At 68.7% G+C, this 26,324-nt stretch carries 24 protein-coding genes, 1 other RNA gene and 1 pseudogene; 19 read left to right on the forward strand and 7 right to left on the reverse strand.

The window, feature by feature from the left end:
* Positions 1-226: 226 nt before the first annotated feature.
* The 3 genes from ribH to thiL are packed head-to-tail and all read left to right on the forward strand — an operon-like array spanning position 227 to position 2,161.
* A complete protein-coding gene (gene ribH / locus ACOZHM_RS16360) occupies positions 227-694 on the forward strand; it encodes a 6,7-dimethyl-8-ribityllumazine synthase (RefSeq protein ID WP_313347823.1) in 468 nt (155 codons plus the stop codon).
* Positions 691-1,170, forward strand: a complete 480-nt coding sequence (nusB, locus tag ACOZHM_RS16365) for a transcription antitermination factor NusB (protein ID WP_421570374.1) — start codon at positions 691-693, stop codon at positions 1,168-1,170. Before ribH ends, nusB begins: the two co-directional genes overlap by 4 nt.
* A 19-nt stretch (positions 1,171-1,189) precedes the next feature.
* Positions 1,190-2,161 carry a thiamine-phosphate kinase gene (thiL, locus tag ACOZHM_RS16370; protein ID WP_421570375.1) on the forward strand — a complete coding sequence of 324 codons (972 nt, stop codon included), beginning with the start codon at positions 1,190-1,192 and terminating at the stop codon, positions 2,159-2,161.
* 5 nt (positions 2,162-2,166) lie between these two features.
* On the opposite strand, the gene ACOZHM_RS16375 is transcribed toward thiL, so the two are convergent.
* From ACOZHM_RS16375 to ACOZHM_RS16390, 4 genes are read right to left on the reverse strand one after another with little or no spacing between them, the layout of a single operon-like run.
* Positions 2,167-3,555 carry an FAD-binding oxidoreductase gene (locus ACOZHM_RS16375; protein ID WP_421570376.1) on the reverse strand — a complete coding sequence of 463 codons (1,389 nt, stop codon included), beginning with the start codon at positions 3,553-3,555 and terminating at the stop codon, positions 2,167-2,169.
* On the reverse strand, positions 3,552-4,094 hold the full coding sequence (locus tag ACOZHM_RS16380; RefSeq protein WP_421570377.1) for a metal-dependent hydrolase: 543 nt from the start codon (positions 4,092-4,094) through the stop codon (positions 3,552-3,554). Before ACOZHM_RS16380 ends, ACOZHM_RS16375 begins: the two co-directional genes overlap by 4 nt.
* Positions 4,094-4,462, reverse strand: coding sequence for a YraN family protein (locus ACOZHM_RS16385; RefSeq protein WP_421570464.1), 369 nt, complete (start codon positions 4,460-4,462; stop codon positions 4,094-4,096). Before ACOZHM_RS16385 ends, ACOZHM_RS16380 begins: the two co-directional genes overlap by 1 nt.
* 5 nt (positions 4,463-4,467) lie before the next feature.
* Positions 4,468-6,189, reverse strand: a complete 1,722-nt coding sequence (locus tag ACOZHM_RS16390) for a penicillin-binding protein activator (protein WP_421570378.1) — start codon at positions 6,187-6,189, stop codon at positions 4,468-4,470.
* Between the two features lie 81 nt (positions 6,190-6,270).
* Between ACOZHM_RS16390 and rsmI the strand changes: the two genes are divergently transcribed.
* Positions 6,271-7,092: a 16S rRNA (cytidine(1402)-2'-O)-methyltransferase gene (rsmI, locus tag ACOZHM_RS16395; protein ID WP_421570379.1), complete on the forward strand. Its 822-nt coding sequence runs from the start codon at positions 6,271-6,273 to the stop codon at positions 7,090-7,092.
* 172 nt (positions 7,093-7,264) lie between these two features.
* Here rsmI and rnpB read toward each other — a convergent pair.
* Together rnpB and ACOZHM_RS16405 are read right to left on the reverse strand one after the other, a co-directional pair.
* Positions 7,265-7,615, reverse strand: an RNA gene (gene rnpB, locus ACOZHM_RS16400) — RNase P RNA component class A.
* Between the two features lie 29 nt (positions 7,616-7,644).
* Positions 7,645-8,454, reverse strand: a complete 810-nt coding sequence (locus ACOZHM_RS16405) for an NRDE family protein (protein ID WP_421570380.1) — start codon at positions 8,452-8,454, stop codon at positions 7,645-7,647.
* Between the two features lie 325 nt (positions 8,455-8,779).
* On the opposite strand from ACOZHM_RS16405, the gene mraZ reads away from it, so the two are divergent.
* The 15 genes and pseudogenes from mraZ to lpxC all read left to right on the forward strand — a co-directional run bounded on the left by mraZ (position 8,780) and on the right by lpxC (position 25,555).
* Complete coding sequence (gene mraZ / locus ACOZHM_RS16410) at positions 8,780-9,226, forward strand: division/cell wall cluster transcriptional repressor MraZ (RefSeq protein ID WP_421570381.1); 447 nt, start codon at positions 8,780-8,782, stop codon at positions 9,224-9,226.
* A gap of 14 nt (positions 9,227-9,240) precedes the next feature.
* Entirely contained in the window at positions 9,241-10,209 is a 969-nt protein-coding gene (gene rsmH, locus ACOZHM_RS16415; protein ID WP_421570465.1) for a 16S rRNA (cytosine(1402)-N(4))-methyltransferase RsmH, read from the forward strand.
* On the forward strand, positions 10,206-10,469 hold the full coding sequence (gene ftsL / locus ACOZHM_RS16420) for a cell division protein FtsL (RefSeq protein ID WP_421570382.1): 264 nt from the start codon (positions 10,206-10,208) through the stop codon (positions 10,467-10,469). Before rsmH ends, ftsL begins: the two co-directional genes overlap by 4 nt.
* Entirely contained in the window at positions 10,466-12,313 is a 1,848-nt protein-coding gene (locus tag ACOZHM_RS16425; protein ID WP_421570383.1) for a peptidoglycan D,D-transpeptidase FtsI family protein, read from the forward strand. The genes ftsL and ACOZHM_RS16425 overlap by 4 nt, the downstream gene beginning before the upstream one ends.
* Positions 12,310-13,788, forward strand: a complete 1,479-nt coding sequence (locus ACOZHM_RS16430) for a UDP-N-acetylmuramoyl-L-alanyl-D-glutamate--2,6-diaminopimelate ligase (protein WP_421570384.1) — start codon at positions 12,310-12,312, stop codon at positions 13,786-13,788. Before ACOZHM_RS16425 ends, ACOZHM_RS16430 begins: the two co-directional genes overlap by 4 nt.
* Complete coding sequence (locus tag ACOZHM_RS16435; protein WP_421570385.1) at positions 13,785-15,179, forward strand: UDP-N-acetylmuramoyl-tripeptide--D-alanyl-D-alanine ligase; 1,395 nt, start codon at positions 13,785-13,787, stop codon at positions 15,177-15,179. The genes ACOZHM_RS16430 and ACOZHM_RS16435 overlap by 4 nt, the downstream gene beginning before the upstream one ends.
* Positions 15,169-16,254, forward strand: a complete 1,086-nt coding sequence (mraY, locus tag ACOZHM_RS16440; protein WP_128097511.1) for a phospho-N-acetylmuramoyl-pentapeptide-transferase — start codon at positions 15,169-15,171, stop codon at positions 16,252-16,254. The genes ACOZHM_RS16435 and mraY overlap by 11 nt, the downstream gene beginning before the upstream one ends.
* Entirely contained in the window at positions 16,254-17,570 is a 1,317-nt protein-coding gene (ftsW, locus tag ACOZHM_RS16445) for a putative lipid II flippase FtsW (RefSeq protein ID WP_421570386.1), read from the forward strand. Before mraY ends, ftsW begins: the two co-directional genes overlap by 1 nt.
* A complete protein-coding gene (gene murG / locus ACOZHM_RS16450) occupies positions 17,567-18,652 on the forward strand; it encodes an undecaprenyldiphospho-muramoylpentapeptide beta-N-acetylglucosaminyltransferase (protein ID WP_421570387.1) in 1,086 nt (361 codons plus the stop codon). The genes ftsW and murG overlap by 4 nt, the downstream gene beginning before the upstream one ends.
* Positions 18,653-18,695: 43 nt before the next feature.
* Positions 18,696-20,132: a UDP-N-acetylmuramate--L-alanine ligase gene (gene murC / locus ACOZHM_RS16455; RefSeq protein ID WP_421570388.1), complete on the forward strand. Its 1,437-nt coding sequence runs from the start codon at positions 18,696-18,698 to the stop codon at positions 20,130-20,132.
* A complete protein-coding gene (locus ACOZHM_RS16460) occupies positions 20,129-21,112 on the forward strand; it encodes a D-alanine--D-alanine ligase (protein WP_421570389.1) in 984 nt (327 codons plus the stop codon). The genes murC and ACOZHM_RS16460 overlap by 4 nt, the downstream gene beginning before the upstream one ends.
* Positions 21,109-21,786: pseudogene (locus tag ACOZHM_RS16465) on the forward strand (cell division protein FtsQ/DivIB); the annotation flags it as partial. The gene ACOZHM_RS16460 and the pseudogene ACOZHM_RS16465, both read left to right, overlap by 4 nt.
* 62 nt (positions 21,787-21,848) lie before the next feature.
* Positions 21,849-23,084: a cell division protein FtsA gene (ftsA, locus tag ACOZHM_RS16470; RefSeq protein ID WP_017355446.1), complete on the forward strand. Its 1,236-nt coding sequence runs from the start codon at positions 21,849-21,851 to the stop codon at positions 23,082-23,084.
* Between the two features lie 162 nt (positions 23,085-23,246).
* Entirely contained in the window at positions 23,247-24,470 is a 1,224-nt protein-coding gene (gene ftsZ, locus ACOZHM_RS16475) for a cell division protein FtsZ (protein WP_421570390.1), read from the forward strand.
* Between the two features lie 173 nt (positions 24,471-24,643).
* On the forward strand, positions 24,644-25,555 hold the full coding sequence (lpxC, locus tag ACOZHM_RS16480) for a UDP-3-O-acyl-N-acetylglucosamine deacetylase (RefSeq protein WP_421570466.1): 912 nt from the start codon (positions 24,644-24,646) through the stop codon (positions 25,553-25,555).
* 316 nt (positions 25,556-25,871) lie between these two features.
* Here lpxC and ACOZHM_RS16485 read toward each other — a convergent pair whose 3' ends face one another.
* On the reverse strand, positions 25,872-26,312 hold the full coding sequence (locus ACOZHM_RS16485; RefSeq protein WP_421570391.1) for a DUF721 domain-containing protein: 441 nt from the start codon (positions 26,310-26,312) through the stop codon (positions 25,872-25,874).
* Positions 26,313-26,324 lie beyond the last annotated feature (12 nt).

The following is a 26,324-nucleotide window of genomic DNA, read 5'->3' on the forward strand; positions in this document are numbered from 1 at the left end:
GGCCCCCACCGCGGGGCTCCCCCGCCGGGGGCCCGGCCCCACGGGGGTCTGCTTTTTTTCCCCCGCCCCCGGCCCCCCCCCCCCCCCCGCGGGCCCCCCCCCCCCCCCGCGGCCCCCCCCCCCCCCCCCCCCCCCGGCCCCCCCCCCGCCGCTACGATCTACCGGCCGCCAGGCTCTGCCCGGCGGTACGGTAGAATGTCCCTCTTTATTGAATAACCTGCCGACCATGAGCCACTACGAAGGCGATCTCCGGACACCGGAACAGGCCCGTTTCGCCATTCTCGCCAGCCGCTGGAACGCCCGCATCACCGACGTGCTGGTGGCCGGTGCGCGCCAGAGCCTGGCCGGCAACGGCATCGACGAATCCGCCATCGACGTGATCCGCGTGCCGGGCGCATGGGAACTGCCGCTGGTGGCCGCCCGTCTTGCCGCCGCGCACGAGCATGCCGCGATCATCGCCCTGGGCTGTGTGATCCGGGGCGACACCCGTCATTACGAACACGTGGCCGATGGCTGCGCCGAGGGCCTGATGCGCGTGCAGCTGGACTTCGGCGTGCCGGTGCTCAATGGCGTGCTGGCGGTCGAGCGCGCCGAGGATGCCGAGGCCCGCGCCGGTGGCAGCCATGGCAACAAAGGTGAAGAAGCCGCACTGACGGCGTTGGAAATGGTCAATCTTCTGGAGCAGCTGCCATGAACAAGTCGAACCCGGGCAAGCCCTCCGGTAAACCCGTCCGCCGCGATGGCGTGGATCCGGTGCTGCGTTCGCGCGCGCGCCGCCGCGCCCTGCAGGCCATCTACGCGTGGCAGATCTCCGGCGGCAACGCTCAGACGGTCGTCGCCCAGTTCGCCCACGAACAGGCCCGCGAAATCGCCGACCTGGCGTACTTCGAGGCACTGGTGCACGGCGTGCTCGACAACCGCAAGGACCTGGACGAGGCGCTGGACCCGTACCTGGACCGCGGCATCGAGGAAGTGGATGCCATCGAGCGCGCCGCGCTGCGCGTGGCCGCCTACGAAATGCGTTTCCGCCTGGACGTGCCGTACCGCGTGGTGATCAACGAGGCCATCGAATCGGCCAAGCGTTTCGGCTCCGAGCACGGCCACACCTACGTGAACGGCGTGCTGGACCGCGCGGCGGTCGAGTGGCGCAAGGTCGAAAACGGGGGCTGACCCCGGGCCGGGAACACCCATGTCCCTCGCCGAATTCTCCCTGATCGAACGCATCCGCACGCGCACCCACGCGCGTGCCGATGTGCTGCTCGGCATCGGTGACGATGCCGCGCTGCTGCAGCCGCGCGCCGGCGAGCAGCTGGTGGTGACCGCCGACACGCTCAACAGTGGCGTGCATTTTCCGGCCGAGACCGCGCCGTACGACATTGGCTGGAAAACCCTGGCCGTCAATCTTTCCGACCTGGCGTCGATGGGCGCGCGACCGGCGTGGTGCACGCTGGCGTTGTCGTTGCCCGATGCGCAGACCGACTGGATCGACGCCTTCGCCGACGGCTTCTTCGCGCTGGCCGACGAACACGGCATCGTGCTGGTCGGCGGCGATACCACGCGCGGCCCGTTGTCGTTGTCGGTCACTGCCATGGGCCAGCTGGTGCCTGGAACGGCGTTGCGCCGTGATGCGGCCCGGGTCGACGACGAGGTGTGGGTCAGCGGAACGCTGGGCGATGCGGCCATCGCGCTGCGTGCCTGGCAGGGTGGCACCCTCGACGTGCGCGGCGTTGCCGACGATGCACAGGTCGATTACCTGCGCCTGCGGCTGGCGCGACCCACCCCGCGCGTGGCCTTGGGGCGCGCGCTGGTGGGCGTGGCCCACGCGGCCGTGGATGTATCCGATGGCCTGCTCGCCGACCTCGGCCACATCTGCGAACGGAGTGGCGTGGGCGCCCGGATCGACCCCAAGCGCCTGCCGGTATCCGCCGCCGCCCGTGCTCGCGTCGGTATCACGCAGGCTCGTGAGGCGGCGCTGCGCGGCGGTGATGATTACGAACTCTGCTTCACCGCCGCACCGTCACAGCGCCCCGCCATCGAGGCGCTGTCGGCACGTCTGTCGCTGCCGCTCACCCGCATCGGCACGATCATCCCGGGCAGCGGCATTGCCCACGGCAGCGACGACGACGCCCCGCGCGGCTACGAGCATTTCAACGAGCTGTAAGCCGCTCAAGCCGGTGGCAGCACCTTGCCCGGATTGAGGATCCCGTCCGGGTCCAGCGCGTGCTTGATCGCCCGCATCGCCGCCAGCGTGGCCGGTGTAAACGCCTGTGCCATGAAGTCGCGTTTGGCTAATCCGATACCATGCTCACCCGACAGCGTGCCCCCCAGCGCCAGGGTCAGTTCGAAGATCTTCGGCAGCGCGGCGTGCGCGCGTGCGTTCTCGTCGGCGTCGTCGGGGTGATACAGGATGTTGACGTGCAGGTTGCCGTTGCCGGCATGGCCAAAGGTGACGATGGTCAGCGTGTACTGCTGCGCCAGCGCCTGTACACCGGCGACCAGATCCGGAATGCGCGACACCGGCACCACCACGTCCTCGTTGATCTTGCCCGGTGCGATGCTGCGCAGCGCGGGCGACAGCGCCTTGCGCGCGGCCCACAACGTTTCGCGCGCGCTGCCTTCCATGGCCACATCCAGGGCCAGCATCCCATCGCCTTCGGCGGCGGTGGCGAGCGCCTGCAGCAGGTAGGGCAGGGTGTCGTGATCGCCATCGGCCTCGACCAGCAGCATCGCGCCGGCCTCCGGCACGTCGGCGCCATTGCGGCGCAGCAGCTCCAGGCTGCGTGCATCCATGAATTCCAGGCGGGTCGGTACCACCGGCTGCGCCATCAGCCGCGACACCGCCGCTGCGGCCGCGTCGGCATCGCGGTACAGCACGCGCAGGCCGGCCTGGGCCACCGGCGCAGGGGTGAGCTTCAAGGTGGCTTCGACGATCAAGGCCAGCGTGCCCTCGCTGCCCACCAGCAGGTGGGTCAGGTCGTAACCCGTGGCGTCCTTGGTATAGGCGCCGCCGCACTGGATCAGCTCGCCAGCGCCGGTCACCGCCACCAGCCCCAGCACGTTGTCGCGGCTGGTGCCGTACTTCACCGCGCGCGGGCCGCCGGCATTGCAGGCCAGGTTGCCGCCGATGCTGCAGATGTCGGCACTGGAGGGGTCCGGTGCCCAGAACAGCCCGTGCGGCATCAGCGCCTGCTGCAGGTCGCCGTTGAGCACGCCGGGTTCCACCACCGCGCAGCGGTTGCCGGGCTGGATGTCGAGGATGCGGTTCATGCGTGCGAACGACAGCACGATGCTGCCGTTCACCGGCACGGCCGCGCCGGTGGTGCCGGTGCCAGCGCCGCGCGCCACCACCGGAACGCCGTGGGCGCGGCAGGCGCGCACGATCTGCACCACCTGATCGCGGTCGCGCGGCAGCGCCACGCCGTTCGGTAGTGCGTGCCGCCAGGAGTTGTCCTGTGCGTGCGCGGCGAGCGCGGCAGCGTCGGTACGCCAGCCGTCGTCGCCCAGCAGCGCGTGCAGGGTGGCGATGAAGGCAGGGGGCAGGGAAGGGGAGGTCATGCCGGATTCCGGGGTTGCGCGGGGGCGCGCTGGATCAGCCGCCAGCCGATCACGGCAAGGACCAGCGGCAGCCACACCCAGCGCAGTTCAGAGAGGACCGTGGCCAACCCGCGCGCGCTGAAGAACTGGCCGGCGAAGGGCGAGACACGGATGGGGCGCCACGGCGCGAACAGGCGTTCGCCGCTCCACGGCCACCACAGGGCGACACCGAGGCCACCCGAGGTCAACGCGTCGAGCAGTGGATGCGACAGCGCGCTGAGGCCGACAAACGCGGCGGCCTGTACTGCGCTGGCCCGCAGGCGGGTGTACAGCAACGCGGCCAACAGGGCCAGCAGGGCGGCGAACAGGATCGAATGACTGGCGCCGCGATGGCCGAAGCTGTCGGCGTAGGGAATGTGCAGGGCGAAGGCCAGCACGTCGGCATCGGGCAGCATCGCGGCGACCATCCCGGCGCCCAGCAGCCGGCCGGAAATGCGCCCCCGGTCGGACGCGCACCACAGCGCCAGCGGAATGGCGGCATGGGTAAACACGCTGGGCATCAGCAATCCTCCAACCGGAACGCATCGCGCAGCCAGACCAGCTGCAGGGGCTCGCCACTGCCGTCAATCACATCGAAGCGGCACGGCTGCTGTGCCAACGCCGGATGCGCCAGCAGGAACAGCCGCGCAGCGAGGACCAGCTTGCGTCGTTTGCGCAGGTCGACCGAGGCGGCGCCGCCGCCGAAACGGGCGGTGGCACGGTAGCGCACCTCGACGAATACGGTGGTGTCGCCATCGCGCATCACCAGGTCCAGCTCACCGCCCTTGTAGCGCACGTTGCGTGCGAGCGGGCTCAGCCCGGCGCGGCGCAGGTGCGCGAGTGCGGCGGTCTCTACCGCCGCACCCCGCTGTGCCCGTTCGCTGGGCACGGCACTCAGTTGTTGCTGGCGACCGGCATTGGACGGCCGCCGCTGAAGGTCGACCACGCCGGCACCCGCAGCACGTTGCCGTTGCTGTCCAGGAACAGGGTGCCGGTGGCGCCGGCCAGGCCGCCTTCGGCGGCGACCTTGTCCAGGTAGGCGCTGATCTTCCAGGCGTCGAAGCCGAACGCGAACAGCCGGCCGGCCGCACCGCGTGCGCTGGGCAGCAGCTGCCCGGCGGTCGCGGCGGACGGCAGGCCGGCCACGCTGCGCACGTTCCAGGCTTCGTTCGGGTAGACGATGCCGTCCAGCGCCACGTCTTCTTCGGCCTTGCCGGTGCCCAGCGTGAGCTGCGAGGTGCCCACCCGCGTTGCACCGCCGGCACCGGCCAACGCCAGCTGCGGGGCCAGCGCGCGTGCCTGCGGTGCCTTCACCGCCAGCAGCACGCCGTCCACGGCGCCGGCCGCGCGGATCTGCGCGCCGATGTCACCGACCGCCTCGCCCACGCCGACGGTGGCCAGCACCTGGCCGCCGCGCTGGGTGAAACGTTCGCGGAAGGCGGCGGCAGTGCGCCGGCCGTTCTCGTCATTGCTGTGGATCACCAGCACCTTGGTGCGCTCGCGGCCGCGCAGGAACTCGGCGGCGATGATGCCGTCGTCCTCCGGTGCCAGCGAGAAGCCGGCGCTGCCGGCCGGCGGGCTGCTTTTGCCGCGATTCAATGCGAGCACCGGTACCGGCAGTTCGGTGCGGCCGAAGACCGCATCCACTTCGTCGCGGCCCAGCGGCCCGACGATGAAGTCCGCGCCGGCCACCACCGCCTTGTCGTAGGCGGCCACCGCACCCGCGGCGGTGCCGGCGGTGTCGATGAACTGGATGTCCGGGCGACGACGGGTTTCGCCGTAATAGCCACTGAGCAGGCCGTCGCGCACCGGCTGCGCGGCGGTGGCCAGGCGGCCGCTGAGCGGCAGCAGCACGGCCATCTTCACCGGCGGGCGGTAACCGTCGCTCATCGCCGGCGGACGCTTGCTGGTGTCGAACTGGGCCACGCCGTCGCGGTCGAACGGGCGCGGCAGCGGCAGGCCGCGCGCGATCAGTGCACGCCCGGCGAAGTTGTACAGCGGCTCGTTGGCCGGCAGCGCGGCGGCGCGTGCGCGCAGGGTGGCGTCGTCCAGCTTGCCGAGCAGGCCGGCGATGGCCTGCTGGTTGTCGGTGCGCGCCTGCCCGGTGAGCGAGGCGTGCGCGCGGGCGCGCTCGGTGGCCGCACCGATGGCGTCGCCGTTGGCCTGCAGCGCGTTGGCACGGGCCAGCTGCCAGCGCGTGCGCAGTGGTGCCGCCACGGTGTCGGAGGGTTCCTTGAGCAGCGCCAGTGCCTGCGCCGGCTGCTTGTCGGCCAGGGCCAGCTCGGCGCTGGCCAGGTTGTAGCGCTGGAGGGTGGCGCCGCTGAGCTGGCGCGGGGTGACCTGGGCCAGCAGGGTGCGCGCGCGGGCGGCGTCGCCCGCTTCATGCCAAGCGAAGGCCGCATCGGCCAGCGCGGCGCTGCGTGCATTGCCGCGCAGGGTGTTGGCCAGCGCTTCGAGCTGTACGGCGGCGTCGCGCGGTTTGCCCTGGTCGATCAACGCCAGGGCCTGGCTCTGCGCCGGCGACTCCGGGGCGCTGGTCAGGCTGGTCGTGGCGCAGCCGGCAAGCAGCAGCAGCGACAACGACAGGGCGGAGATCCGTGCGGCGGGCTTGTTCATGATCAGGTCCATTCGATGGGGGCAGCGGCCGTAGTCGTGTACACGGTACGATTCTACCCTTGACCTGCGAGTGCCGTTGCGATGAGTGCTGTCCCCACCCTGTATGTCGTTGCCACCCCGATCGGCAACCTGGCCGACCTGACGCCGCGCGCGCAGGACGTGCTGCGCTCGGTGGCGGCGATCTGCGCCGAGGACACCCGCCGCAGTGGCCAGCTGCTGGCGCACTTCGGCATCCAGCAGCCGCTGGTAGCGCTGCACGACCACAACGAAGAGGCCTTGGCCCAGCGCATCGTGGCGCGGCTGCAGGCCGGCGAATCGCTGGCCCTGGTCAGCGATGCGGGCACGCCGCTGGTCAGCGACCCCGGCTACCGGCTGGTGCGGGCGGCACGCGAGGCCGGCATCCGGGTCAGCCCGGTACCGGGCGCGTGCGCGGCGATCGCCGCCTTGAGCGTGGCCGGCCTGCCCAGCGACCGTTTCACCTTTGAAGGATTTTTGCCGGCGAAGGCGTCCGGCCGCCGCGAACGGTTGCAGGCGCTGGCGGGGGAAACCCGCACGCTGGTGTTCTACGAATCCTCACACCGCATCGCGGAGTCCCTGGCGGACATGGTTGCCGCGTTTGGCCCGGAGCGCCCTGCGGTGCTGGCGCGCGAACTGACCAAGCTGTTCGAGACCGTGCTTGATGGCGACCTGGCCAGCCTGTTGGCGCAGGTGGAAGCGGACGACAACCAGCGCAAGGGCGAATTCGTGGTGATGGTGCAGGGCGCCGCGAATGATGAAGAAGCGCAGTTGGCCGCCGGCCGTCGGATGTACGCCAAGCTGAGCGAGCATCTGCCGCCGTCCACCGCGGCCAAGCTGGCCGCCGAATTGACCGGTGCCCCGAGAAAATCGCTGTACGGCGGTTGATCCCGCGCAGCCACCCATGGGGTGGCTCTACCGTGGGGGCAATACGCTATGTAGAGCCACCCCATGGGTGGCTGCGCGCGGTGCCGGCACGAACGGCAGCCACCAACGAACGGCAGCCACCAACGAACGGCAGCCACCCATGGGGTGGCTCTACGGGTGTTGAACGAAGGAAGGGCGGAGCCGGCCGATAAGCCGGGTTTTGTCGTGGACAGTCATTCCTCTAGGCGCTGCGTCACCACAGCGCTCAAGCAACCTACCCGGTCCCGACGCGGGCCACGCCATTAGGACCCTATTTGGTCTTGCTCCAGGTGGGGTTTGCCGTGCCGGTCTGTTGCCAGACTCGCGGTGCGCTCTTACCGCACCATTTCACCCTTACCGGCTCCCCGAAGGGAACGTAGGCGGTATCTTTCTGTTGCACTTTCCGTCGGCTCGCGCCGCCCAGGCATTACCTGGCACCTTGCCCTATGGAGCCCGGACTTTCCTCGGCATCCGCAAGGGATGACGCGACTGTCTGGCCGACTCCGCCATGCGCAGTTTCGCACATCCACCGCATTACCGGGGCGGTAGCGGTGATCCAGTGGCGGCCGGTACAGCAGAAACAGCCGCGCCCACCGTCAATCGGGTGTCGCCGATGCAGGCGCCTTCCGGGCCGAACCGCCGCTCGTGGATGAAGCCCTGGCCGTTCACGTCCAGCGCGATGATCGTGCTTGCGCGCGTTCCATAGTCGGGGCTGCGGATGAACGCCGACGACAGCCAGCGCTCGCGGTCCAGGCCGATGCCGGTGTCGGGCAGGCTGGCGTCATCGGCGCGGGTTTCGTCGACCAGCGCCGCCCACAGCGGCGCCAGATCCTCGCGGCCGGCATCGACCCAGGCCCGCAGCGCGGCATTCAATGCGAGCGTCTTCGGCCAGGGCGCGTCGAGCGGTCCGTTCGACATGCCATGGATGCCGGGCGCCAGCGGCTGGCGCAGCAACGGGTGGTTGCCCAGGAACTGGCAGCTGTCGCGGTCGGCCAGCAGCAGGTTGAACGAAGCGAACGCGGGGGCGTCGGCGGCCAGGGTGGCGGCGAAGGCGGCCGCCGGGGTGTCGGCACGCAGGTAATCGGCCACCAGCGCGCCGCGCGACGGGCCGCTCTGCCGCGCCAGCGGGTCGCGGACGTTGGTGACTACCGCCATGCGGCCGTTGGCACCCACGCCGGCCCAGGTGCCGCCCGAACGCAGGTCGCGCCCGGCCAGCAGGCCGGCGTCCGGCGCCGCCCAGGCCGCCAGCGGCGCCGTGGGGCGGGCGTGGAACTCATCGCGGTTGCCGGCCATCAGCAACTGCCAGCGGGGGTGGACCTTCCAGGCCAGGGCGAGCAGACACATGGGTCGCATTGTGCCGGTTTTGCGCAGGAACGGGCTGGTTGCGACGGGGCTACCGATGAATGCGCGGCGATGTTTCACGCGGCCTCCACAGGCCTGAACTTCGGCCCAATCTCAAAAAATGAGACGAAACAGCAACTTGTGGATAAGCCTTGAACAAGTCTCTAAACATTGCTGCAAGCCCTTGATGTCCAAGGCGATTTACCGCTCGCAAAGTTGTTGACAACCCAATCGGCACTGCTAAGGTGGGCAACAGAGGCAAAACCGGGTTTTTTGTGGTTTTTCGTGGTTCAATGTTTCACCGGGCGAAGGAAAAGGTGCACGCGTCGTGTTTCAGGGCGAGACGGCCATCACGGTTGACGATAAAGGACGCATGGCGGTTCCCACCGCGCATCGCGACCTCGTCGCGCGTGTGAGCAACAACCGCCTGGTCCTGACCTACAACCCCTTCGAGTCCGGCTGCCTGTGGCTGTACGCCGAACAGGAGTGGGAGCGGGTCCGCGACGACGTCATGGCCAAACCCAACACACAGCGCGTCGTGCGCCTGCTGCAACAGAAGCTGGTCGGTTCGGCCGCGCATCTGGAGCTGGATGGCAACGGCCGCATCAGTATTCCGGCAAGCCACCGCGGCGCTGTTGGCATTGAAAAGAAGGCGGTGTTGCTCGGTATGGGCGACAAATTCGAATTGTGGAGCGAGCAGGCTCATCGCGCGTTGATCCAGCAGACGTTGTCTGACGGGGATCTGAGCGATGGGTTGCTCGACCTGAAGTTGTGACCCGGGGTGCCCGGGTGCGCGGTGGCGCGCAGACCGGTCACCTTCCGGTGTCGCAGTCGCCGGCGGGCCACCTGCCGGTGCTGTACACGCAGGTCCTGGACGGCCTGAGGGTGATCGAAAACGGAACGTATCTCGATGGCACGTTTGGTCGTGGCGGTCACGCCCGCGGCGTGCTCGAGCAACTCGGTCCTGGAGGCCGACTGCTGGTCATGGACAAGGATCCGGAGGCAATCGCGGTAGCCGAGCGTGATTTCGCGCCGGATCCGCGCGTCTCGATCTTCCGTGGCAGCTTCGCCGACCTGCTGCACTGGAATGAGACCGCCGAAGGCCTGGACGGCGTGCTGTTCGACCTGGGCGTGTCCTCGCCGCAGCTGGACGTGGCCGAGCGTGGCTTCAGCTTCGGCAAGGACGGCCCGCTGGACATGCGCATGGACCCGGACAGCGGCGAAAGCGCGGCGCAGTGGCTCAATCGCGTGGAAGAGCGTGAGCTCATGGACGTGCTGTGGACCTATGGCGAAGAGCGCCAGGGGCGCCGCATCGCCCGTGCGATCATCGCGCGCCGCGACAAGCAGCCGTTCACCCGCACCGCCGAACTGGCCGAGCTGATCGCCTCGGTGATGCCGCGTGGCAAGGACAAGATCCACCCGGCTACGCGCAGCTTCCAGGCCATCCGCATCCACATCAACCGTGAACTGGCCGACCTTGAAGCGGGCCTGGACGCGGCGATGGCGCGGCTCAAGCCCGGTGGCCGGCTGGCGGTGATCAGCTTCCATTCGTTGGAAGACCGCATCGTCAAGCAGTTCATGAACCGTCACGCCAAGGCGCCGCCGACCAACCGCCGGCTGCCCGAGCTGGCCGCGTTCGTGCCGACGCTGGACCTGATCGGCGGCGCCATCAAGGCCGAGGACGACGAACTGGCGGTCAACCCCCGCTCGCGCAGCGCCGTGCTGCGCGTGGCCGAAAAGCGCGCGGTGGCCGGATGAGCCGCCTGCTGCTGGTCGTGCTGCTGGCCTGCACCATCGCCTCGGCGATCGGTGTGGTGTTCATGCGCCACCGGCACCGCCAGACCTTCGTCGAGCTGTCGCGCGTGGAGCGCGCCCGCGACGAATTGAACATTGAATTCGGCCGCCTGCAGCTGGAGCAGGCGACCCTGGCCGAAGCCACCCGCGTTGATCGCGTGGCGCGCGAGCGGCTGGGCATGAAGTTTCCCGAGGCGGCCGACGTCGTGGTGATCCGGCCATGAACAAGTCCGGTCGCAACCGCGCACGCAACAGCTTCAACCTTCGCCAGCGCCTGAAGTGGGTGGCCCTGGCGCTTGGCCTGTGCTCGGTTTCGCTGGTCGGTCGTGCCGCCTACGTGCAGCTGGTCAACAGCGACTTCTACCAGCGCCAGGGCGAAGCGCGCTACCTGCGCGAACTGCCGATCAATACCTCGCGCGGCATGATCACCGACCGCAACGGCGAGCCGGTGGCAGTGTCCACCCCGGTCGCCTCGATCTGGGTGAATCCGCAGGAGCTGATGCGCTCGCCCGACCGCATTCCGGAGCTGGCCACCGCGCTGGGCATGCCGCTGGACGAACTGACGTCCAAGCTGAGCCAGAAGGCCGACAAGGAATTCATGTACCTGCGCCGCCGGATCAATCCGGACGAGGCAGAGAAGGTGGTGGCGCTGAAGATTCCGGGCGTGGCCTCGCAGCGCGAGTTCCGCCGCTTCTACCCGCAGGGTGAGGCGATGGCGCACGTGCTCGGCTTCACCAACATCGACGACCGCGGCCAGGAAGGGCTGGAGCTGGCCTTCGACGAATGGCTGCGCGGCAAGGCCGGCGCCAAGCGCGTGATCCGCAACCGCAAGGGCGAGACCGTCGAAAGCGATCTGCTGCGCGCCGCCGAGCCGGGCAAGGACCTGACCCTGAGCATCGATCGCCGTATCCAGTTCCTGGCCTTCAAGGAGCTGCGCAACGCGCTGATCGAGAACAAGGCCGCAGGCGGCTCGATGGTGATCATGGACGTGGCCACCGGCGAGGTGCTGGCGATGGTCAACCTGCCCACCTACAACCCGAATTCGGTCGGCGGCGCCGCGCCGGACACGCGCCGCAACCGCGCCGTGACCGACCTGGTCGAGCCCGGCTCGACCATGAAGCCGCTGACCATCGCCTCGGCGCTGCAGTCCGGCGCGGTCACCAAAGACACCACGGTGGACACCAACCCGGGCTACATGGCGGTTGGCCGCTACACCATCAAGGACGTGCCGCGGAACAACGGCGTGCTCAATGTCACCGGCGTGATCACCCGCAGCTCGAACATCGGCGCGGCCAAGATCGCCGCCAAGATGCCGGACCAGGTCTTCTACGACCACATCCACAGTTTCGGTTACGGCGTGGCCCCGCACAGCGGCTTCCCCGGTGAATCGGCCGGCGTGCTGCCGCGCCCGGCGCGCTGGAGCGGTCCGTCCAAGACCACCATGTCCTACGGCTACGGCCTCAATGTCAGCCCGCTGCAGATCGCCACCGCCTACTCGGCGCTCGGTAATGGCGGCAAGCTGATCGCGCCGACCTTCGTCAAGGGTCAGCGCAACGAAGGCAAGCAGATCATCGATGAGGCCGTCGCCAAGGAAGTGGTGGCGATGATGGAGACGGTGGTCACCCAGGGCGGCGCCAAGCAGGCTGCGGTGCTGGGCTACCACGTGGCCGGCAAGACCGGCACCGCACGCAAGGCCGGCCCCGGCGGCTACGAGCGTGGCCATTACAACGCGCTGTTCGCCGGCGTGGTGCCGGCCACCAACCCGCGTTTTGCCACGGTAATCGTCATCAACGACCCGCAGGCCGGCAAGTACTACGGCGGCCTGGTGTCGGCCCCGGTGTTCCACAACGTCATGGAGGGCGCACTGCGCCTGATGGACGTGCCGCCGGACGACATCGATTCCTGGTTGGCCGCCCAGCAGTCCGGAAAGATGGGACACGCCGCTTCGTCGCTGCCGACCCCGCCGCCGGCGGAGGCCGTGGTCGCGCCCGATGCCGCCGCCGAATTCGATGCCGCGCTGCCCAGCGCGCACGCCACGGTGCCGCCCGCGCAGGGAGGCACGCAATGAGCCAGATGATGTTGCTTTCGCAGTTGCTTCCCGATGTGGCGCTGAGCCACGACCCGTCCATCACCGGCCTGGTGCTGGACAGCCGCGCCGTGCGCCCCGGCAACGCGTTCGTCGCGATCGCCGGTTTCGGCGCGCATGGACTCGGCTTCGTCGACCAGGCCCGTGACGCGGGCGCGACCGCGATCCTGTTCGAACCGCCCGCACCGGACGAGTTGCCCGCACCGGCCGACGCCATTGCGGTGCCGGGCCTGCGCGCGCGCATGGGCGCGATGGCCGACCAGTTCCATGGGCACCCGTCGCGTGCGATGACCATGGTGGGTGTGACCGGCACCAACGGCAAGACCTCCACCGTGCAGCTGCTGGCCCAGGCCTGGCACCTGCTGGGCACGCGCAGTGGCAGCATCGGCACGCTAGGCGTTGGCCTGTACGGCGACGTCGTGCCGACCGGCTTCACCACCCCGCTGGTGCTGCAGATGCATGAAGTGCTGGCGCAGCTGCGCGACCAGGGCGCGGGTGCGGTGGCGATGGAAGTCAGCTCGCACGCGCTCGACCAGGGCCGCGTGGATGCCGTGCACTACGACGTGGCGGTGTTCACCAACCTCACCCGCGATCACCTGGATTACCACGGCGACATGGCCCAGTACGGCGCGGCCAAGGCCAAGCTGTTCCACCGCGCCGGCCTCAAGGCCGCGGTGGTCAACCTGGACGACAGCTTCGGCAGCGAACTGCTGCGCACGGTCGATGCCGGCATCGCCCACATCGGGGTCAGCTCGCGCGGTGCGCAGCAGGCCACGCTGCGTGCCGATTCGCCCCGGCTCGACGGCCGCGGCATCGCCTTCGACCTGGTGGTCGACGGTGCGCGCTACCCGGTGCAGTCGCCGCTGCTCGGCCGCTTCAACGTGGACAACCTGTTGGCCGTGGCCGGCGTGCTGCATGCGCTGGGCCATGCGCCGGACGCGATCGCGGCGCTGATTTCGCAGCTGCAGCCCATTGCCGGGCGCATGAACCGCCTCGGCGGCGAGCGCGGCCTGCCGACCGTGGTGGTCGATTACGCACACACCCCCGACGCGCTGGAACAGGCGCTGCAGAGCCTGCAGGGACACCTGCAGGGCCGGCTGTTCTGCGTGTTCGGCTGCGGTGGCGAACGCGATGCCGGCAAGCGCCCGCAGATGGCCGCCATCGCCGAACGGCTGGCCCAGCAGGTGATCGTCACCGACGACAACCCGCGCGGCGAAGACGGCGACACCATCGTGGCCGACATCCTGGCCGGGTTCACCGCGCCGGACGCCGTGACCGTGCAGCGCAACCGCGCGCGCGCGATCGGCCTGGCAGTGAAGCTGGCCGGTGCGGGTGACATCGTGCTGGTGGCCGGCAAGGGTCACGAGCCGTACCAGGAAGTGCGCGGGGTCAAGCATGACTTCGACGACACCCTGGTGGCGGCGGCCGCGCTCAGCGCGAAGGAGGGCCTGCTGTGAAGCGCACGCCGCTCTCTTTGATCGCCCACTGGGCCGGTGGCGAGATCCATGGCGAGGACACCGCCATCGACGCCATCAGCAACGACACCCGCACCCTGGCCCCGGGCAGCCTGTACGTGGCGCTGCGGGGCGAGCGTTTCGACGGCCATGACTTCGCCGCCGATGCGATCGCCCGGGGTGCCAGCGCCATGCTGGTCGAGCGCCTGCTCGACGTGGCGGTGCCGCAGATCGTGGTCGGCGACAGCGAGCACGCGCTCGGCCGCATCGCCGCCGGCATGCAGCGCGACCGCGCCGCCCGCGTGTTCGCCATCACGGGCAGCAACGGCAAGACCAGCGTCAAGAGCCTGCTGCTGGCGATCCTGGAGCAGGTCGCGCGCGAGCAGCAGACGGTCGTGTACGCCAACCCGGGCAACCGCAACAACGAGATCGGCCTGCCGCTGGCGGTGATCGACGCCCCGGAAGATGCCGACTTCGCCATCTACGAGATGGGTGCCGGCAAGCCGGGCGACATCGCCTACCTCACCGACATCGCGCGCCCCCAGTACGCGTTGGTCAACAACATCGCGCCGGCGCACCTGGAGCGCATGGGCAGCCTGCAGGGCGTGGCCAGCACCAAGGGCGCCATCTATGCCGCGCTGCCCGCCGATGGCGTGGCGGTGATCAACGCCGACGACGCCTTCGGCATCTGGTTCGAACAGCACATCATCGGCACGCCGCCGCGCAGCCGCCTGCTGCGCTACGGCTTGGACCACAGCGCCGACGTGACCGCGCAGGCGATCCGCGCCACCGCCGCAGGCAGCCAGTTCCTGCTGGTCAGCCCGGTCGGCAGCGTGGAAATAACCCTGGCGCTGCCGGGCAGGCACAACATCAGCAACGCACTGGCTGCCGCTTCGCTGGCGCTGGCCGCGGACATCGGCTTGGCGTCGATCGCCGCCGGCCTGGCCCGCGCCGAGCCGGTGCCCGGCCGCCAGATCGCGCACCGGCTGCCCAGTGGCGCCGTGCTGATCGATGACAGCTACAACGCCAATCCCGGCTCGCTGGCCGCCGCCATCGACGCGCTGGCCGCGGCGAAGGACGAGGCCTGGCTGGTGCTGGGCGACATGCGCGAGCTCGGCCCCGATGGTGAGGCGCTGCACGCGCAGGCCGGCCGCCGCGCGCGCGACGCCGGCCTGAAGCGGCTGTACACGCTGGGCACGCTGAGCGCGGCGGCATCGCAGGCGTTCGGCGACGGCGGCCGTCACTTCCAGAGCCACGACGCCCTGGCCGCCGCGCTGGCCGACGAACTGCATGCTGGTGTGCGCTGCCTGGTCAAGGGCTCGCGCGGCAGCGCCATGGACAAGATCGTAAAAGCGCTGCTGGCGCGAGGAGAGGAAACCCCCCATGTTGCTTGAACTGGCCCGATGGTTGCAGCAATTGGAGAGCCTGTTCGGGCTGTTCGGCTATCTGACGCTGCGCGGCATTCTTGCCGCGCTTACCGCGCTGTTCCTGTCGCTGTGGCTGGGCCCGGCGATGATCCGCAAGCTGGCCCAGTTCAAGGGCGGCCAGCCGATCCGCAAGGACGGTCCGCAGACCCACTTCTCCAAGGCCGGCACGCCGACCATGGGCGGTTCGCTGATCCTGCTCACCATCACCCTGTCGGTGCTGCTGTGGGCCGACCTGCGCAACCGCTACGTGTGGGTGGTGCTGGCGGTGATGCTGTGCTTCGGCGCCATCGGCTGGTACGACGACTGGATCAAGATCGTGCGGCGCGACCCGAACGGCCTGAAGTCGCGCTGGAAGTACCTGCTGCAGTCGATCTTCGGCCTGGCCGCGGGCTTGTTCCTGTTCTACACCGCCGATGTGCCCGCGGCGCTGACCTTCTATATCCCGATGTTCAAGTCCGTGGCGCTGCCGCTGGCCGGGATCAGCTTCGTGGCCATTGCCTACTTCTGGATCGTCGGCTTCTCCAACGCGGTCAACCTGACCGACGGCCTGGATGGGCTGGCGATCATGCCGACCGTGCTGGTGGCCTGCGCGCTGGGCGTGTTCGCCTATGCCTCGGGCAACGTGGTGTTCTCCAACTACCTGCAGATCCCGCAGATCCCCGGGGCGGGTGAGCTGGTGATCATCTGTGCGGCCATCGCCGGTGCCGGTCTTGGCTTCCTGTGGTTCAACACCTACCCGGCCATGGTCTTCATGGGCGACATCGGCGCGCTGGCGCTGGGCGCGGTGCTGGGCACCATCGCCGTCATTACCCGCCAGGAACTGGTGCTGGTGATCATGGGTGGTGTGTTCGTGATCGAGACGCTGTCGGTGATGATCCAGGTGGCCTCGTTCAAGCTCACCGGCAAGCGCGTGTTCAAGATGGCGCCGATCCATCACCACTTCGAACTGAAGGGCTGGCCCGAGCCGCGCGTGATCGTGCGCTTCTGGATCATCTCGGTGGTGCTGGTGCTGATCGGCCTTGCCACGTTGAAGGTCCGCTGATGAACGACCTGTCGCGCCAGGCAACCCGCCTTGAAGCCATCGGAGGCCGCTTCGATACGTGGCTGCTGGGCGCGATCATCGCGCTCACCGGGCTGGGCGTGGTGATGGTCGCGTCGAGCTCGATCGCATTGATGAGCAGTCCGTTCTACTACCTCAACCGCCACCTGATCTTCCTGGCGGTGGGTATCGCGCTGGCGGCCGTCGCCATGCGCACCGAGCTGAAGACCATCGAGCAGTACAACCAGATCCTGCTGCTGGGCTGCTTCGCGCTGCTGGTGGTGGTGTTCGTCCCGGGCCTGGGCAGCAGCGTCAACGGCGCACGGCGCTGGATCAACCTGGGCTTCTCCAAGTTCCAGACCGTTGAAGCGGTGAAGGTGCTCTACATCGTGTGGCTCTCCAGCTACCTGGTGCGCTTCCGCGACGAGGTCAATGCCACTTGGCCGGCGATGCTCAAGCCGCTGGGCGTGGCCGGCGCGCTGGTGGTGCTGCTGCTGCTGCAGCCCGACTTCGGCTCCTCCACCCTGCTGCTGGCGATCACCGCCGGCATGCTGGTGCTCGGCGGGGTGAACCTGCCGCGCATGTCGATGCCGATCGTGTTCGGCCTGGTCGCGATGAGCGCGCTGGCGATCATCGAGCCGTACCGCATGCGCCGCATCACCTCGTTCTGGGACCCGTGGGCCGACCAGCAGGGCGATGGCTACCAGCTGTCCAACGCGCTGATGGCGGTCGGCCGTGGCGAGTGGACCGGGGTGGGCCTGGGCAACTCGGTGCAGAAGCTGTACTACCTGCCTGAAGCGCATACCGACTTCATCTTCTCGGTCACCGCCGAGGAGCTGGGCTTTGTCGGCACCTGCCTGATCGTGGGCCTGTACGCGCTGCTGGCCGGCCGCGCCTTCTGGATCGGCATGCGCTGCGTGGAAATGAAGCGCCACTTCTCCGGTTACATCGCCTTCGGCATCGGCCTGTGGGTGAGCATGCAGAGCTTCGTCTCGATCGGGGTCAACCTCGGCATCCTGCCGACCAAGGGCCTGACCCTGCCGCTGATCTCCGCCGGTGGTTCCAGCGTGCTGATGACCTGCGTGGCGATGGGCCTGCTGCTGCGCGTGTCGTACGAGCTGGACCGCGCCGAGCGCCGCCAGGCGGTACGCATGGGTGCGAGCGAGCTCGATGAGCCGGCAGAGCGCGTCGAGGTGCCGGCCACTGCCGCCGCCATGGCAGATGCCGCGCCCAGTGCGTCGGCAGCCCGCGACAGCGCGCCGCGTGGCACCAGCCGCATGCAGCAGCGGATTGAACCGACCCTTGGGAGGATGGGATGAGCGCCCCGAATCTCCAGCGCCCGGTGATGATCATGGCCGGTGGTACCGGCGGGCACATCTTCCCCGGCCTTGCCGTGGCCAAGGTGCTGCGCGAGCGCGGCATTCCCGTGACCTGGCTGGGCAGCGAGGGCGGTATGGAAACCCGCCTGGTGCCGCAGCACGACATCCATATCGACACGCTGGCCATCAGTGGCCTGCGTGGCAAGGGCAAGCTGGCGCTGCTGACCGCGCCGGGCCGCCTGCTGCGCGCGGTGCGCGCGGCCGGCTTCCTGATCCGCGACCGCCAGCCGCGCGCGGTCATCGCGTTCGGCGGTTTCGCTTCCGGTCCCGGCGGCTTGGCCGCGCGCCTGCACGGCCTGCCGTTACTGGTGCACGAACAGAACCGCGCCCCGGGCCTGACCAACCGCGTGCTCTCGCGCTTCGCGCGCCGCGTGCTGACCGGCTTCCCGGGCAGCTTCGCCCAGCGCGAAGAGGCGGTGGGCAGCCCGGTCCGTGCCGAGATCGCCGCCGTCGCTGCACCCGAACAGCGGCTGTCCGGTCGCGAGGGCCCGCTGCGTGTGCTGGTGCTCGGTGGCAGCCAGGGCGCACGCGCGCTCAACAACGCGGTGCCCAAGGCACTGGCGGCGCTGGGCAGCAGCGTGGCGGTGGACGTGCGTCACCAGAGCGGCGAGAAGCTGCACGCCGAAGCACTGCAGGCCTATCAGGACGCCGGCGTCAGCGCGCGCGTGGAGCCGTTCATCGCCGACATGGCCGAGGCATTCGCCTGGGCCGACCTGGTGGTGTGCCGCTCGGGCGCGTCGACCCTGGCCGAACTGTGCGCGGTCGGCGTGGGCAGCGTGCTGGTGCCGTTCGCGGCTGCCGTGGACGACCACCAGACCCGCAACGCGGAATACCTGGTGGAGCGCGGCGCGGCCGTGCTGCTGAAACAGGACGACACGCTGGCCACGCAGTTGCAGGGCGTGCTGCGTGATCTGTCCGAACATCCGGCCCGCCGCATGCAGATGGCCACGGCCGCGCGTGCGCTGGCCAAGGTCGATGCGGCCGAACGCATCGCCGACATCATTCTCGAGGAATCCAAATGAACACCGCACCGCGCCATGGCGCAAGCCCGACGCGAGGCCGCGCATGATCCGCCGCCTTCACGACACCAACGACCTGGTCCGCGCGTTCCCGCGCGTGCACTTCGTCGGCATCGGCGGCACCGGCATGAGCGGCATCGCCGAGGTGATGCTGACGCTGGGCTATGAAGTGTCCGGCTCGGACAATGCCGACAACGCCGCCACCCGCCGACTGGCAGGCCTGGGTGCGCGCGTGATGCGCGGCCACTCGGCCGCCAACGTGCTGGGCACCGACTGCGTGGTGGTGTCCAGCGCGATCCGCGACGACAACCCCGAACTGATGGAAGCGCGCAGCCAGCGCATTCCGATCATGCCGCGCGCGGCGATGCTGGCCGAACTGATGCGCTTCCGCCGCGGCATCGCGGTGGCCGGTACGCACGGCAAGACCACCACCACCAGCCTCACGGCGGCGGTGCTGAGCGAAGGTGGGCTGGACCCGACCTTCGTGATCGGTGGCCAGTTGCTGGCGGCCGGCGCCAACGCCAAGCTCGGCGGTGGCCAGTGGCTGGTGGCCGAGGCCGACGAGAGCGACGGCAGCTTCCTGCGCCTGAACCCGCTGGTGTCGGTCATCACGAACATTGATGCGGACCACCTGGAAAACTACGGCAACGATTTCGCCCGGGTCCAGGCCGCATTCGCCGAATTCCTGCAGCGCCTGCCGTTCTACGGGCTGGCGGTGTTGTGCATCGACGACCCGGAAGTGGCCGCGCTCGCCGCGCAGACGCCGCGTCATGTCATGAGCTACGGCATGAGCAGCAATGCCGACGTGCGCGCCGAAGACGTGGTCCAGGACGGCCCGCGCATGCACTTCACCCTGCGCCTGCCCGAAGGCAGCAGCTACCCGGTCACGCTGGCCCTGCCGGGCGCGCACAACGTGCTCAATGCACTCGCCGCCGCCGCCGTGGGCTGGCAGTTGGGCGTGGCGCCGGACGCCATCGCCCGTGCGCTGGAAAGCTTCGCCGGCATCGGCCGTCGCTTCAACGACCTGGGCATCGCCACCACGCCCAGCGGCGCCAAGGTGCGTGTGATCGACGACTACGGCCACCATCCGCGCGAGCTGGCCGCCGTGTTCGCCGCCGCGCGTGGCGGCTGGCCGGACCAGCGCCTGGTGGTGGCGTTCCAGCCGCATCGCTACAGCCGCACCCGCGACCAGTTCGATGCGTTCGCCGCGGTGCTGTCCGAGGTCGACGCGCTAGTGCTCTGCGAGGTCTACCCGGCCGGTGAAGCGCCGATCCCGGGTGCCGACGCACGCTCGCTGGCCCGCGCCATCCGCGCGCGTGGCCGCAGCGAGCCCGTGGTGGTCGGCCAGGCCGCCGAACTCTCGCACGTGCTGCCCGACGTGCTGCAGGACGGCGACCTGCTGCTGCTGATGGGCGCCGGCGACATCGGCTATGTCGCCCAGCACCTGGCAACCGACGGCTTCAAGGAGACCCCTGCGGCATGAACACGATCACCTTCCCGCCGCTGCGCGTGACCGACCCGGCCGTGTTCGGCCGCGTCGCCGTGCTGCTGGGCGGTACCTCCAGCGAACGCGAGGTGTCGCTGGACTCCGGCCGCAACGTGATCGAGGCGCTGCGCGCGCGTGGCGTCAACGCCACCGCCGTGGACGGCATTCCGGCGCTGGCGCTGGCGCTGGTCGAAAAGCGCTTCGACCGCGTCTTCAACATCCTGCACGGCCACAACGGTGGCGGTGAGGACGGCATCGTGCAGGGCCTGATGGAGGCCTTCGGCGTGCCGTATACCGGTTCGGACGTGCTCGGCTCGGCGCTGGGCATGGACAAGATCCGCACCAAGCAGGTCTGGCTGTCGCTGGACCTGCCGACGCCGCAGTACCGGAAGGTCACCGCGGAAAACGTGCACGCCAACGCCGCCGAACTCGGCCTGCCGGTCGTGGTCAAGCCGGCCAACGAAGGCTCCAGCGTCGGCATCAGCCGGGTCACCGACGACGCGGGCCTGGATGAGGCGGTCGCGCTTGCTGCACGCTACGACGGCCAGCTGCTGATGGAGCAGATGGTGGTCGGTGACGAGCTGACCGTGGGCATCCTGGGCGACCAGGCGCTGCCGTCGATCCGCATCGTGCCCAAGGGCCAGTGGTACGACTACAACGCCAAGTACATCGCCGACGACACCCAGTACCTGTGCCCGGGCCTGGAAGGCGACGACGAAGCGGAGATCCGCCGCATCGCGCTGGACGCGTTCCGTGCCGCCGGCTGCCGTGGCTGGGGCCGCGTCGACGTGATGCGCGACCGCACCAGCGGCCGCTTCTATCTGCTCGAAGTGAACACCGCCCCGGGCATGACCAGCCATTCGCTGGTGCCCAAGGCGGCCGGGCAGGCCGGGATCGGTTTCGAGGAACTGGTCTGGCGCGTGCTGGAACAGACCCTGCCCGAAGGCTTCGGAACCGCGGAGCCCACCTACGCATGAACGCGGTGCTGCGCATCTTCGTCTGGTTGCTGGCCCTGTCGCTGGTAGCGCTGCCCGTGGTGGCGGTGCTCAACGGCTGGGTCGGTGCCGAACGCTGGCCGTTGGCCAAGCTGCGCGTGCACGGCGAATTCAAGCGGGTGCCGGCCGAACAGCTGCAGCAGGTGGTGCTGCCGTATGCGAAGTCCGGCTTCTTCGCGGTCAAGCTGCAGGACGCCCAGGACGCGATCGAAACGCTGCCCTGGGTGGAGAGCGCGCAGGTGCGCAAGCAGTGGCCGGACGTGCTGGAAATCACCCTGGTCGAGCACAAGCCGTTCGCACGCTGGGGCAAGGACCGGCTGCTGTCCGAGCAGGGCAAGCTGTTCGCCACCCCGCAGAAGCTGCAGGACCTCGCGCTACCGGACCTCGAAGGTCCGGACACCCAGACCGAGGAAGTGGTGGCGCTCTACAACGATGCGCGCGCGCTGTTCGCACCGGCCGGGATCGACGTGACCCGGGTACGGATGGATGCGCGTGGCAGCTGGTCGCTGCTGTTGAGCAACGGCACCGAAGTGGTGGTGGGCCGCGACGATGCGCGCTCGCGGCTGCAGCGCTTCGTGCGCGTGCTGCCGCAGCTGGCCAACCAACAGGTGCCGATCGAACGCGCCGACCTCCGATATACCAATGGTTTCACGCTGAGCTGGGGTACCCCGGCCCCGGCCGCGCCGGCCAATGTGGCGCACAGGACGCAGGACAGGACATGAATCGCAAGGGTGACAAATCGCTGATCGTCGGGCTGGATATCGGCACCTCCAAGGTGGTGGCGCTGGTCGGCGAATATTCGCCGGGCAACCCCATCGAGGTCATCGGCATCGGCTCGCACGAATCGCGCGGACTCAAGCGCGGCGTGGTGGTGGATATCGAATCGACCGTGCAGTCGATCCAGCGCGCGGTCGAAGAGGCCGAGCTGATGGCCGGCTGCGAGATCCGCTCGGTGTACGCCTCCATTTCGGGCAACCACGTGCAGTGCAAGAACTCGCCGGGCATCGTGCCGATCCGTGATGGCGAAGTGACCTGGGGCGACCTGGATCGGGTGCTCGACGCCGCCAAGGCGGTCGCTATCCCGGCCGACCAGAAGATCCTGCATGCCATCCCGCGCGAGTATGTGCTGGATGATTCGCAGGAAGGCATCCGCAACCCGGTCGGCATGACCGGCGTGCGCCTGGAGGTGCACGCGCACCTGGTGGTGTGCGCGCAGTCGGCCGCGGCCAACATCAGCAAGTGCGTGCAGCGCTGCGGCCTGCAGGTGGACGACCTGGTGCTGTCCTCGCTGGCCTCCAGCGTGGCCGTGCTGACCGCCGACGAGCGCGAGCTGGGCGTGGTGCTGGTCGACATGGGCGCGGGTACCACCGACCTGGCCGTGTTCGTGCAGGGCGCGATCTGCCACACCGCATCGCTGCCGATCGCCGGCGACCACGTCACCAACGACATCGCGCACATGCTGCGTACCCCAACCCCGGAAGCCGAGCAGATCAAGGTGCGCTATGCCTGCGCCCTGGCCCAGCTGGCCACCGCCGAGGAAAGCATCCAGGTGCCCAGCGTCGGCGACCGGCCGCCGCGCCGCATGCCGCGCCACGCGCTCGCGCAGGCGGTGCAGGGCCGTTACGAGGAAATCTTCGAGATGGTGCAGGCCGAACTGCGCCGCTCCGGCTTCGAGGAACTGGTGCGGGCCGGCATGGTGCTCACCGGCGGTGCCTCGAAGATGGAGGGCGTGGTCGAGCTTGCGGAAGAAATGCTGCAGATGCCGGTACGCGTTGGCATTCCGCAGCACGTCACCGGTCTGGGCGAAGTCGTCGGCAACCCGGTCCACGCCACCGGCGTGGGTCTGCTGCTGATGGGCAGCCAGATCGAACACCCCCGCCGTCCGTCGCTGCCCACCGGCCGCGCGGGCAGCATGTTCAAGAAGCTCAAAACCTGGTTCCGGGGCGAGTTCTAACGCCCCCGCGGTAGAGCGAGGCCATGCCTCGCTGCAACACCTGCAACACAACGCACCAACGGCAACACACAACCCACACAGCCGCAACGGCAACATGACGCGCAAAAGGCAGGAGGCCTGAACGCCCATGCCACCAGAAGCGGATATAACGAGGACACGGACATGGCGCATTTCGAACTGATTGAAAAGATGGCACCCAATGCGGTGATCAAGGTGATCGGCGTGGGCGGCGGCGGCGGCAACGCCGTGGCGCACATGGTCAGCACCAGTGTGGACGGCGTGGAATTCATCACCGCCAACACCGACTCGCAGGCCATCAAGAATTGCGGTGCCAAGCTGCAGCTGCAGCTGGGTACCAACGTCACCAAGGGCCTGGGCGCAGGCGCGAATCCGGAAGTGGGCCGCCAGGCCGCACTGGAAGACCGCGAGCGCATCATGGACGCCCTGCAGGGCGCCGACATGGTGTTCATCACCGCCGGCATGGGCGGCGGCACCGGTACCGGCGCTGCGCCGGTGGTGGCACAGCTGGCCAAGGAGATGGGCATCCTGACCGTCGCCGTGGTCACCAAGCCGTTCCCGTTCGAAGGCCGTCGCCGCATGCAGGTTGCGCTGAAGGGCATCGAAGAACTGAGCCAGCACTGCGACTCGCTGATCACCATCCCGAACGAAAAGCTGATCACCGTGCTGGGCCGCAACGCCACCATGATCCAGGCCTTCCGTGCCGCCAACGACGTCCTCCAGGGCGCCGTGCAGGGCATCGCCGACCTGATCGTGCGCCCGGGCCTGATCAACGTCGACTTCGCCGACGTGCGCACCGTCATGTCCGAAATGGGCCTGGCGATGATGGGTACCGGCACCGCGCGTGGCGATGACCGCGCCCAGGCCGCTGCCGAAGCCGCCATCCAGAACCCGCTGCTGGACGATGTGAACCTGGCCGGTGCCAATGGCATCCTGGTCAACATCACCGCCGGCGCCGACTTCACCATGGCCGAGTTCGACGAGATCGGCCGCACCATCGATGGCTTCGCGTCCGAAGACGCCACCGTGGTGGTCGGTACCGTGCTGGATCCGGACATGCAGGACGAAGTCCGCGTGACCGTCGTGGCCACCGGCCTGAACCGTGCCGTGGCTGCCAAGACCCAGCGTCCGGGCGAGCGCGCGCCGATCAAGCTGGTCCGCAATGCCACCACCGGCCAGCCGGAATTCGGCGACTTCGACAATGGCGGCGACGCCGTGTCCAAGGCCGTCGGCGGCATGGGCCTGGGCCTGCGTCGTCCGAGCGCGGACACCGTGGCGGCCTCGGCCCCCTCGGCCGGTCCGGCGACGGCTGAACTGCCCAACGATTACCTGGACATCCCGGCGTTCCTGCGCCGCCAGGCGGACTGAGGATTGCCAGCCGGGGTCTTGTCCTCCCCGGTGAGCGCCTCCATGTCCCTTGCTGCCGGGCCAGGATAGGCCCGGCAGTCTGCCGCCTCCGGTTCAGAAAGGAGCGGGAGTACTGCGTGTTATTCTTGTTTGTCACTGCCGCGCTGACCGCGCGCTTCCCCGGTTGGGCCCCCATGATTCCGCAACGCACCCTCAAGAACACGATCCGCGCCACCGGCGTTGGCCTGCACAGCGGTGACAAGGTCTACATGACCCTGCGCCCGGCACCGGTCGACCATGGCATCGTGTTCCGGCGCGTGGATCTGGACCCGGTGGTGGAAGTGCCGGCACGTGCCGACCTGGTCACCGAAGTCACCCTGTGCACCGGGCTGACCTGCAACGACGCCAAGATCCAGACCGTCGAACACCTGATGTCGGCCCTGGCCGGTCTGGGTGTGGACAACATCATCGTGGAACTGTCCTCGGCCGAGCTGCCGATCATGGACGGTTCCTCGGGCCCGTTCGTGTTCCTGCTGCAGTCGGCGGGGATTGCCGAACAGAACAAGGCCAAGCGTTTCATCCGCATTCTCAAGACGGTGGAAGTCACCGAAGGCGACAAGGTCGCCCGCTTCGAGCCCTATGAGGGCTACAAGCTCGGCTTCACCATCCAGTTCGACCACCCGATGATCCCGGCCAAGCAGTCGCGCGCCGAGATCGAGTTCTCCACGGCGGCCTACACCAAGGAAATCTCCCGCGCGCGCACCTTCGGGTTCATGCGTGACCTGGAGTACATGCGCGAGCGCAACCTGGGGCTGGGCGGTTCGATGGACAACGCCATCGTGCTCGACGAATTCCGCGTGCTCAACGACGACGGCCTGCGTTACGCCGACGAGTTCGTGCGCCACAAGATCCTCGATGCGATCGGCGATCTGTACCTCGCCGGCGGCCAGGTGCTGGGTGCCTACGAAGGCTTCAAGTCGGGTCATGCGCTCAACAACAAGCTGGTCCGCGCGTTGCTGGCCGATGCCACGGCGTGGGAGTGGGTGAGCTATGACGCGGCGGCTGAAGCGGCGCCGGTGGTTTATGGGGTTCCGGCTTACGCTTGATCGGGCGTCCGACCGTTCCAGCCACCCATGGGGTGGCTCTACGCCGTAGGGTGTTGATTTTGTTGGGTAAATTGCGGCGCTTCGGCGCCGTTTTGCGTTTTCGGGGTTAAGCCCGCGTGATCTTGACGTCGGTGAACCGTCCACGTACCGGCGTCACGGATTTGTGAACCCGATCCGGTTCTGGGCCGGATTTAACTCAATTTTAATAAAAGACTAACGACTGGAGGGCGAACGGCAGCTACGATGCTCCCCGGCTCCCCGCCAGATTCACATGATCGTGACGACGGCGAGGAAGGGGCGGGATGCCCCGATGCTTTCAGGACTTGGAGGAATCCACATCCTGGAGACAAGCCAACGCGTCGCGTAGCCCTTTGTGCGTGGCGGCTGAAACTGCGTGGGGGCCATTCCGGTTGTCGATCGCTGGGGAGCGTGGCGGAGGGGCAGACGCAGTTTTGACGGTCACCTTGGTGACCTTCAGCCCGATGGACCGGGCCGCGTCGATCAACTGAGCCTCGGCAAGCCGGACTTTGGCGTGCCAGACAGGAGATTCGACGACAAAAACGAGGTGCTCGCCGTTCACATTGGCCAGCCGGCAACGGGTGGCAAGCGTGGGAGGCAAATGGGGGCGCAATTGACGGTCCAGCGCGTCGAGCCACAGGGCACGACGCAGCGGGTTGCCGGCCTTGTCTCCCATGACTGCATCCAGCGCCGGTTTCGGCGTTGAGGCAGGACGGGCACTGGATTTCGGCTCAGACATGAAAACTCACTG

Source organism: Stenotrophomonas sp. PD6, assembly GCF_049199305.1.
Classification (GTDB): Bacteria; Pseudomonadota; Gammaproteobacteria; order Xanthomonadales; family Xanthomonadaceae; genus Stenotrophomonas.

What these genes read in the sequence shown, in the direction of transcription:
- ribH (WP_313347823.1), top strand. Translation starts at nt 227, where the DNA reads ATGAGCCACTACGAAGGCGATCTCCGGACACCGGAACAGGCCCGTTTC.
- nusB (WP_421570374.1), top strand. Translation starts at nt 691, where the DNA reads ATGAACAAGTCGAACCCGGGCAAGCCCTCCGGTAAACCCGTCCGCCGC.
- thiL (WP_421570375.1), top strand. Translation starts at nt 1,190, where the DNA reads ATGTCCCTCGCCGAATTCTCCCTGATCGAACGCATCCGCACGCGCACC.
- ACOZHM_RS16375 (WP_421570376.1), bottom strand. Translation starts at nt 3,555, where the DNA reads ATGACCTCCCCTTCCCTGCCCCCTGCCTTCATCGCCACCCTGCACGCG.
- ACOZHM_RS16380 (WP_421570377.1), bottom strand. Translation starts at nt 4,094, where the DNA reads ATGCCCAGCGTGTTTACCCATGCCGCCATTCCGCTGGCGCTGTGGTGC.
- ACOZHM_RS16390 (WP_421570378.1), bottom strand. Translation starts at nt 6,189, where the DNA reads ATGAACAAGCCCGCCGCACGGATCTCCGCCCTGTCGTTGTCGCTGCTG.
- rsmI (WP_421570379.1), top strand. Translation starts at nt 6,271, where the DNA reads ATGAGTGCTGTCCCCACCCTGTATGTCGTTGCCACCCCGATCGGCAAC.
- ACOZHM_RS16405 (WP_421570380.1), bottom strand. Translation starts at nt 8,454, where the DNA reads ATGTGTCTGCTCGCCCTGGCCTGGAAGGTCCACCCCCGCTGGCAGTTG.
- ftsL (WP_421570382.1), top strand. Translation starts at nt 10,206, where the DNA reads ATGAGCCGCCTGCTGCTGGTCGTGCTGCTGGCCTGCACCATCGCCTCG.
- ACOZHM_RS16425 (WP_421570383.1), top strand. Translation starts at nt 10,466, where the DNA reads ATGAACAAGTCCGGTCGCAACCGCGCACGCAACAGCTTCAACCTTCGC.
- ACOZHM_RS16430 (WP_421570384.1), top strand. Translation starts at nt 12,310, where the DNA reads ATGAGCCAGATGATGTTGCTTTCGCAGTTGCTTCCCGATGTGGCGCTG.
- mraY (WP_128097511.1), top strand. Translation starts at nt 15,169, where the DNA reads ATGTTGCTTGAACTGGCCCGATGGTTGCAGCAATTGGAGAGCCTGTTC.
- ftsW (WP_421570386.1), top strand. Translation starts at nt 16,254, where the DNA reads ATGAACGACCTGTCGCGCCAGGCAACCCGCCTTGAAGCCATCGGAGGC.
- murG (WP_421570387.1), top strand. Translation starts at nt 17,567, where the DNA reads ATGAGCGCCCCGAATCTCCAGCGCCCGGTGATGATCATGGCCGGTGGT.
- murC (WP_421570388.1), top strand. Translation starts at nt 18,696, where the DNA reads ATGATCCGCCGCCTTCACGACACCAACGACCTGGTCCGCGCGTTCCCG.
- ACOZHM_RS16460 (WP_421570389.1), top strand. Translation starts at nt 20,129, where the DNA reads ATGAACACGATCACCTTCCCGCCGCTGCGCGTGACCGACCCGGCCGTG.
- ftsA (WP_017355446.1), top strand. Translation starts at nt 21,849, where the DNA reads ATGAATCGCAAGGGTGACAAATCGCTGATCGTCGGGCTGGATATCGGC.
- ftsZ (WP_421570390.1), top strand. Translation starts at nt 23,247, where the DNA reads ATGGCGCATTTCGAACTGATTGAAAAGATGGCACCCAATGCGGTGATC.
- lpxC (WP_421570466.1), top strand. Translation starts at nt 24,644, where the DNA reads ATGATTCCGCAACGCACCCTCAAGAACACGATCCGCGCCACCGGCGTT.
- ACOZHM_RS16485 (WP_421570391.1), bottom strand. Translation starts at nt 26,312, where the DNA reads ATGTCTGAGCCGAAATCCAGTGCCCGTCCTGCCTCAACGCCGAAACCG.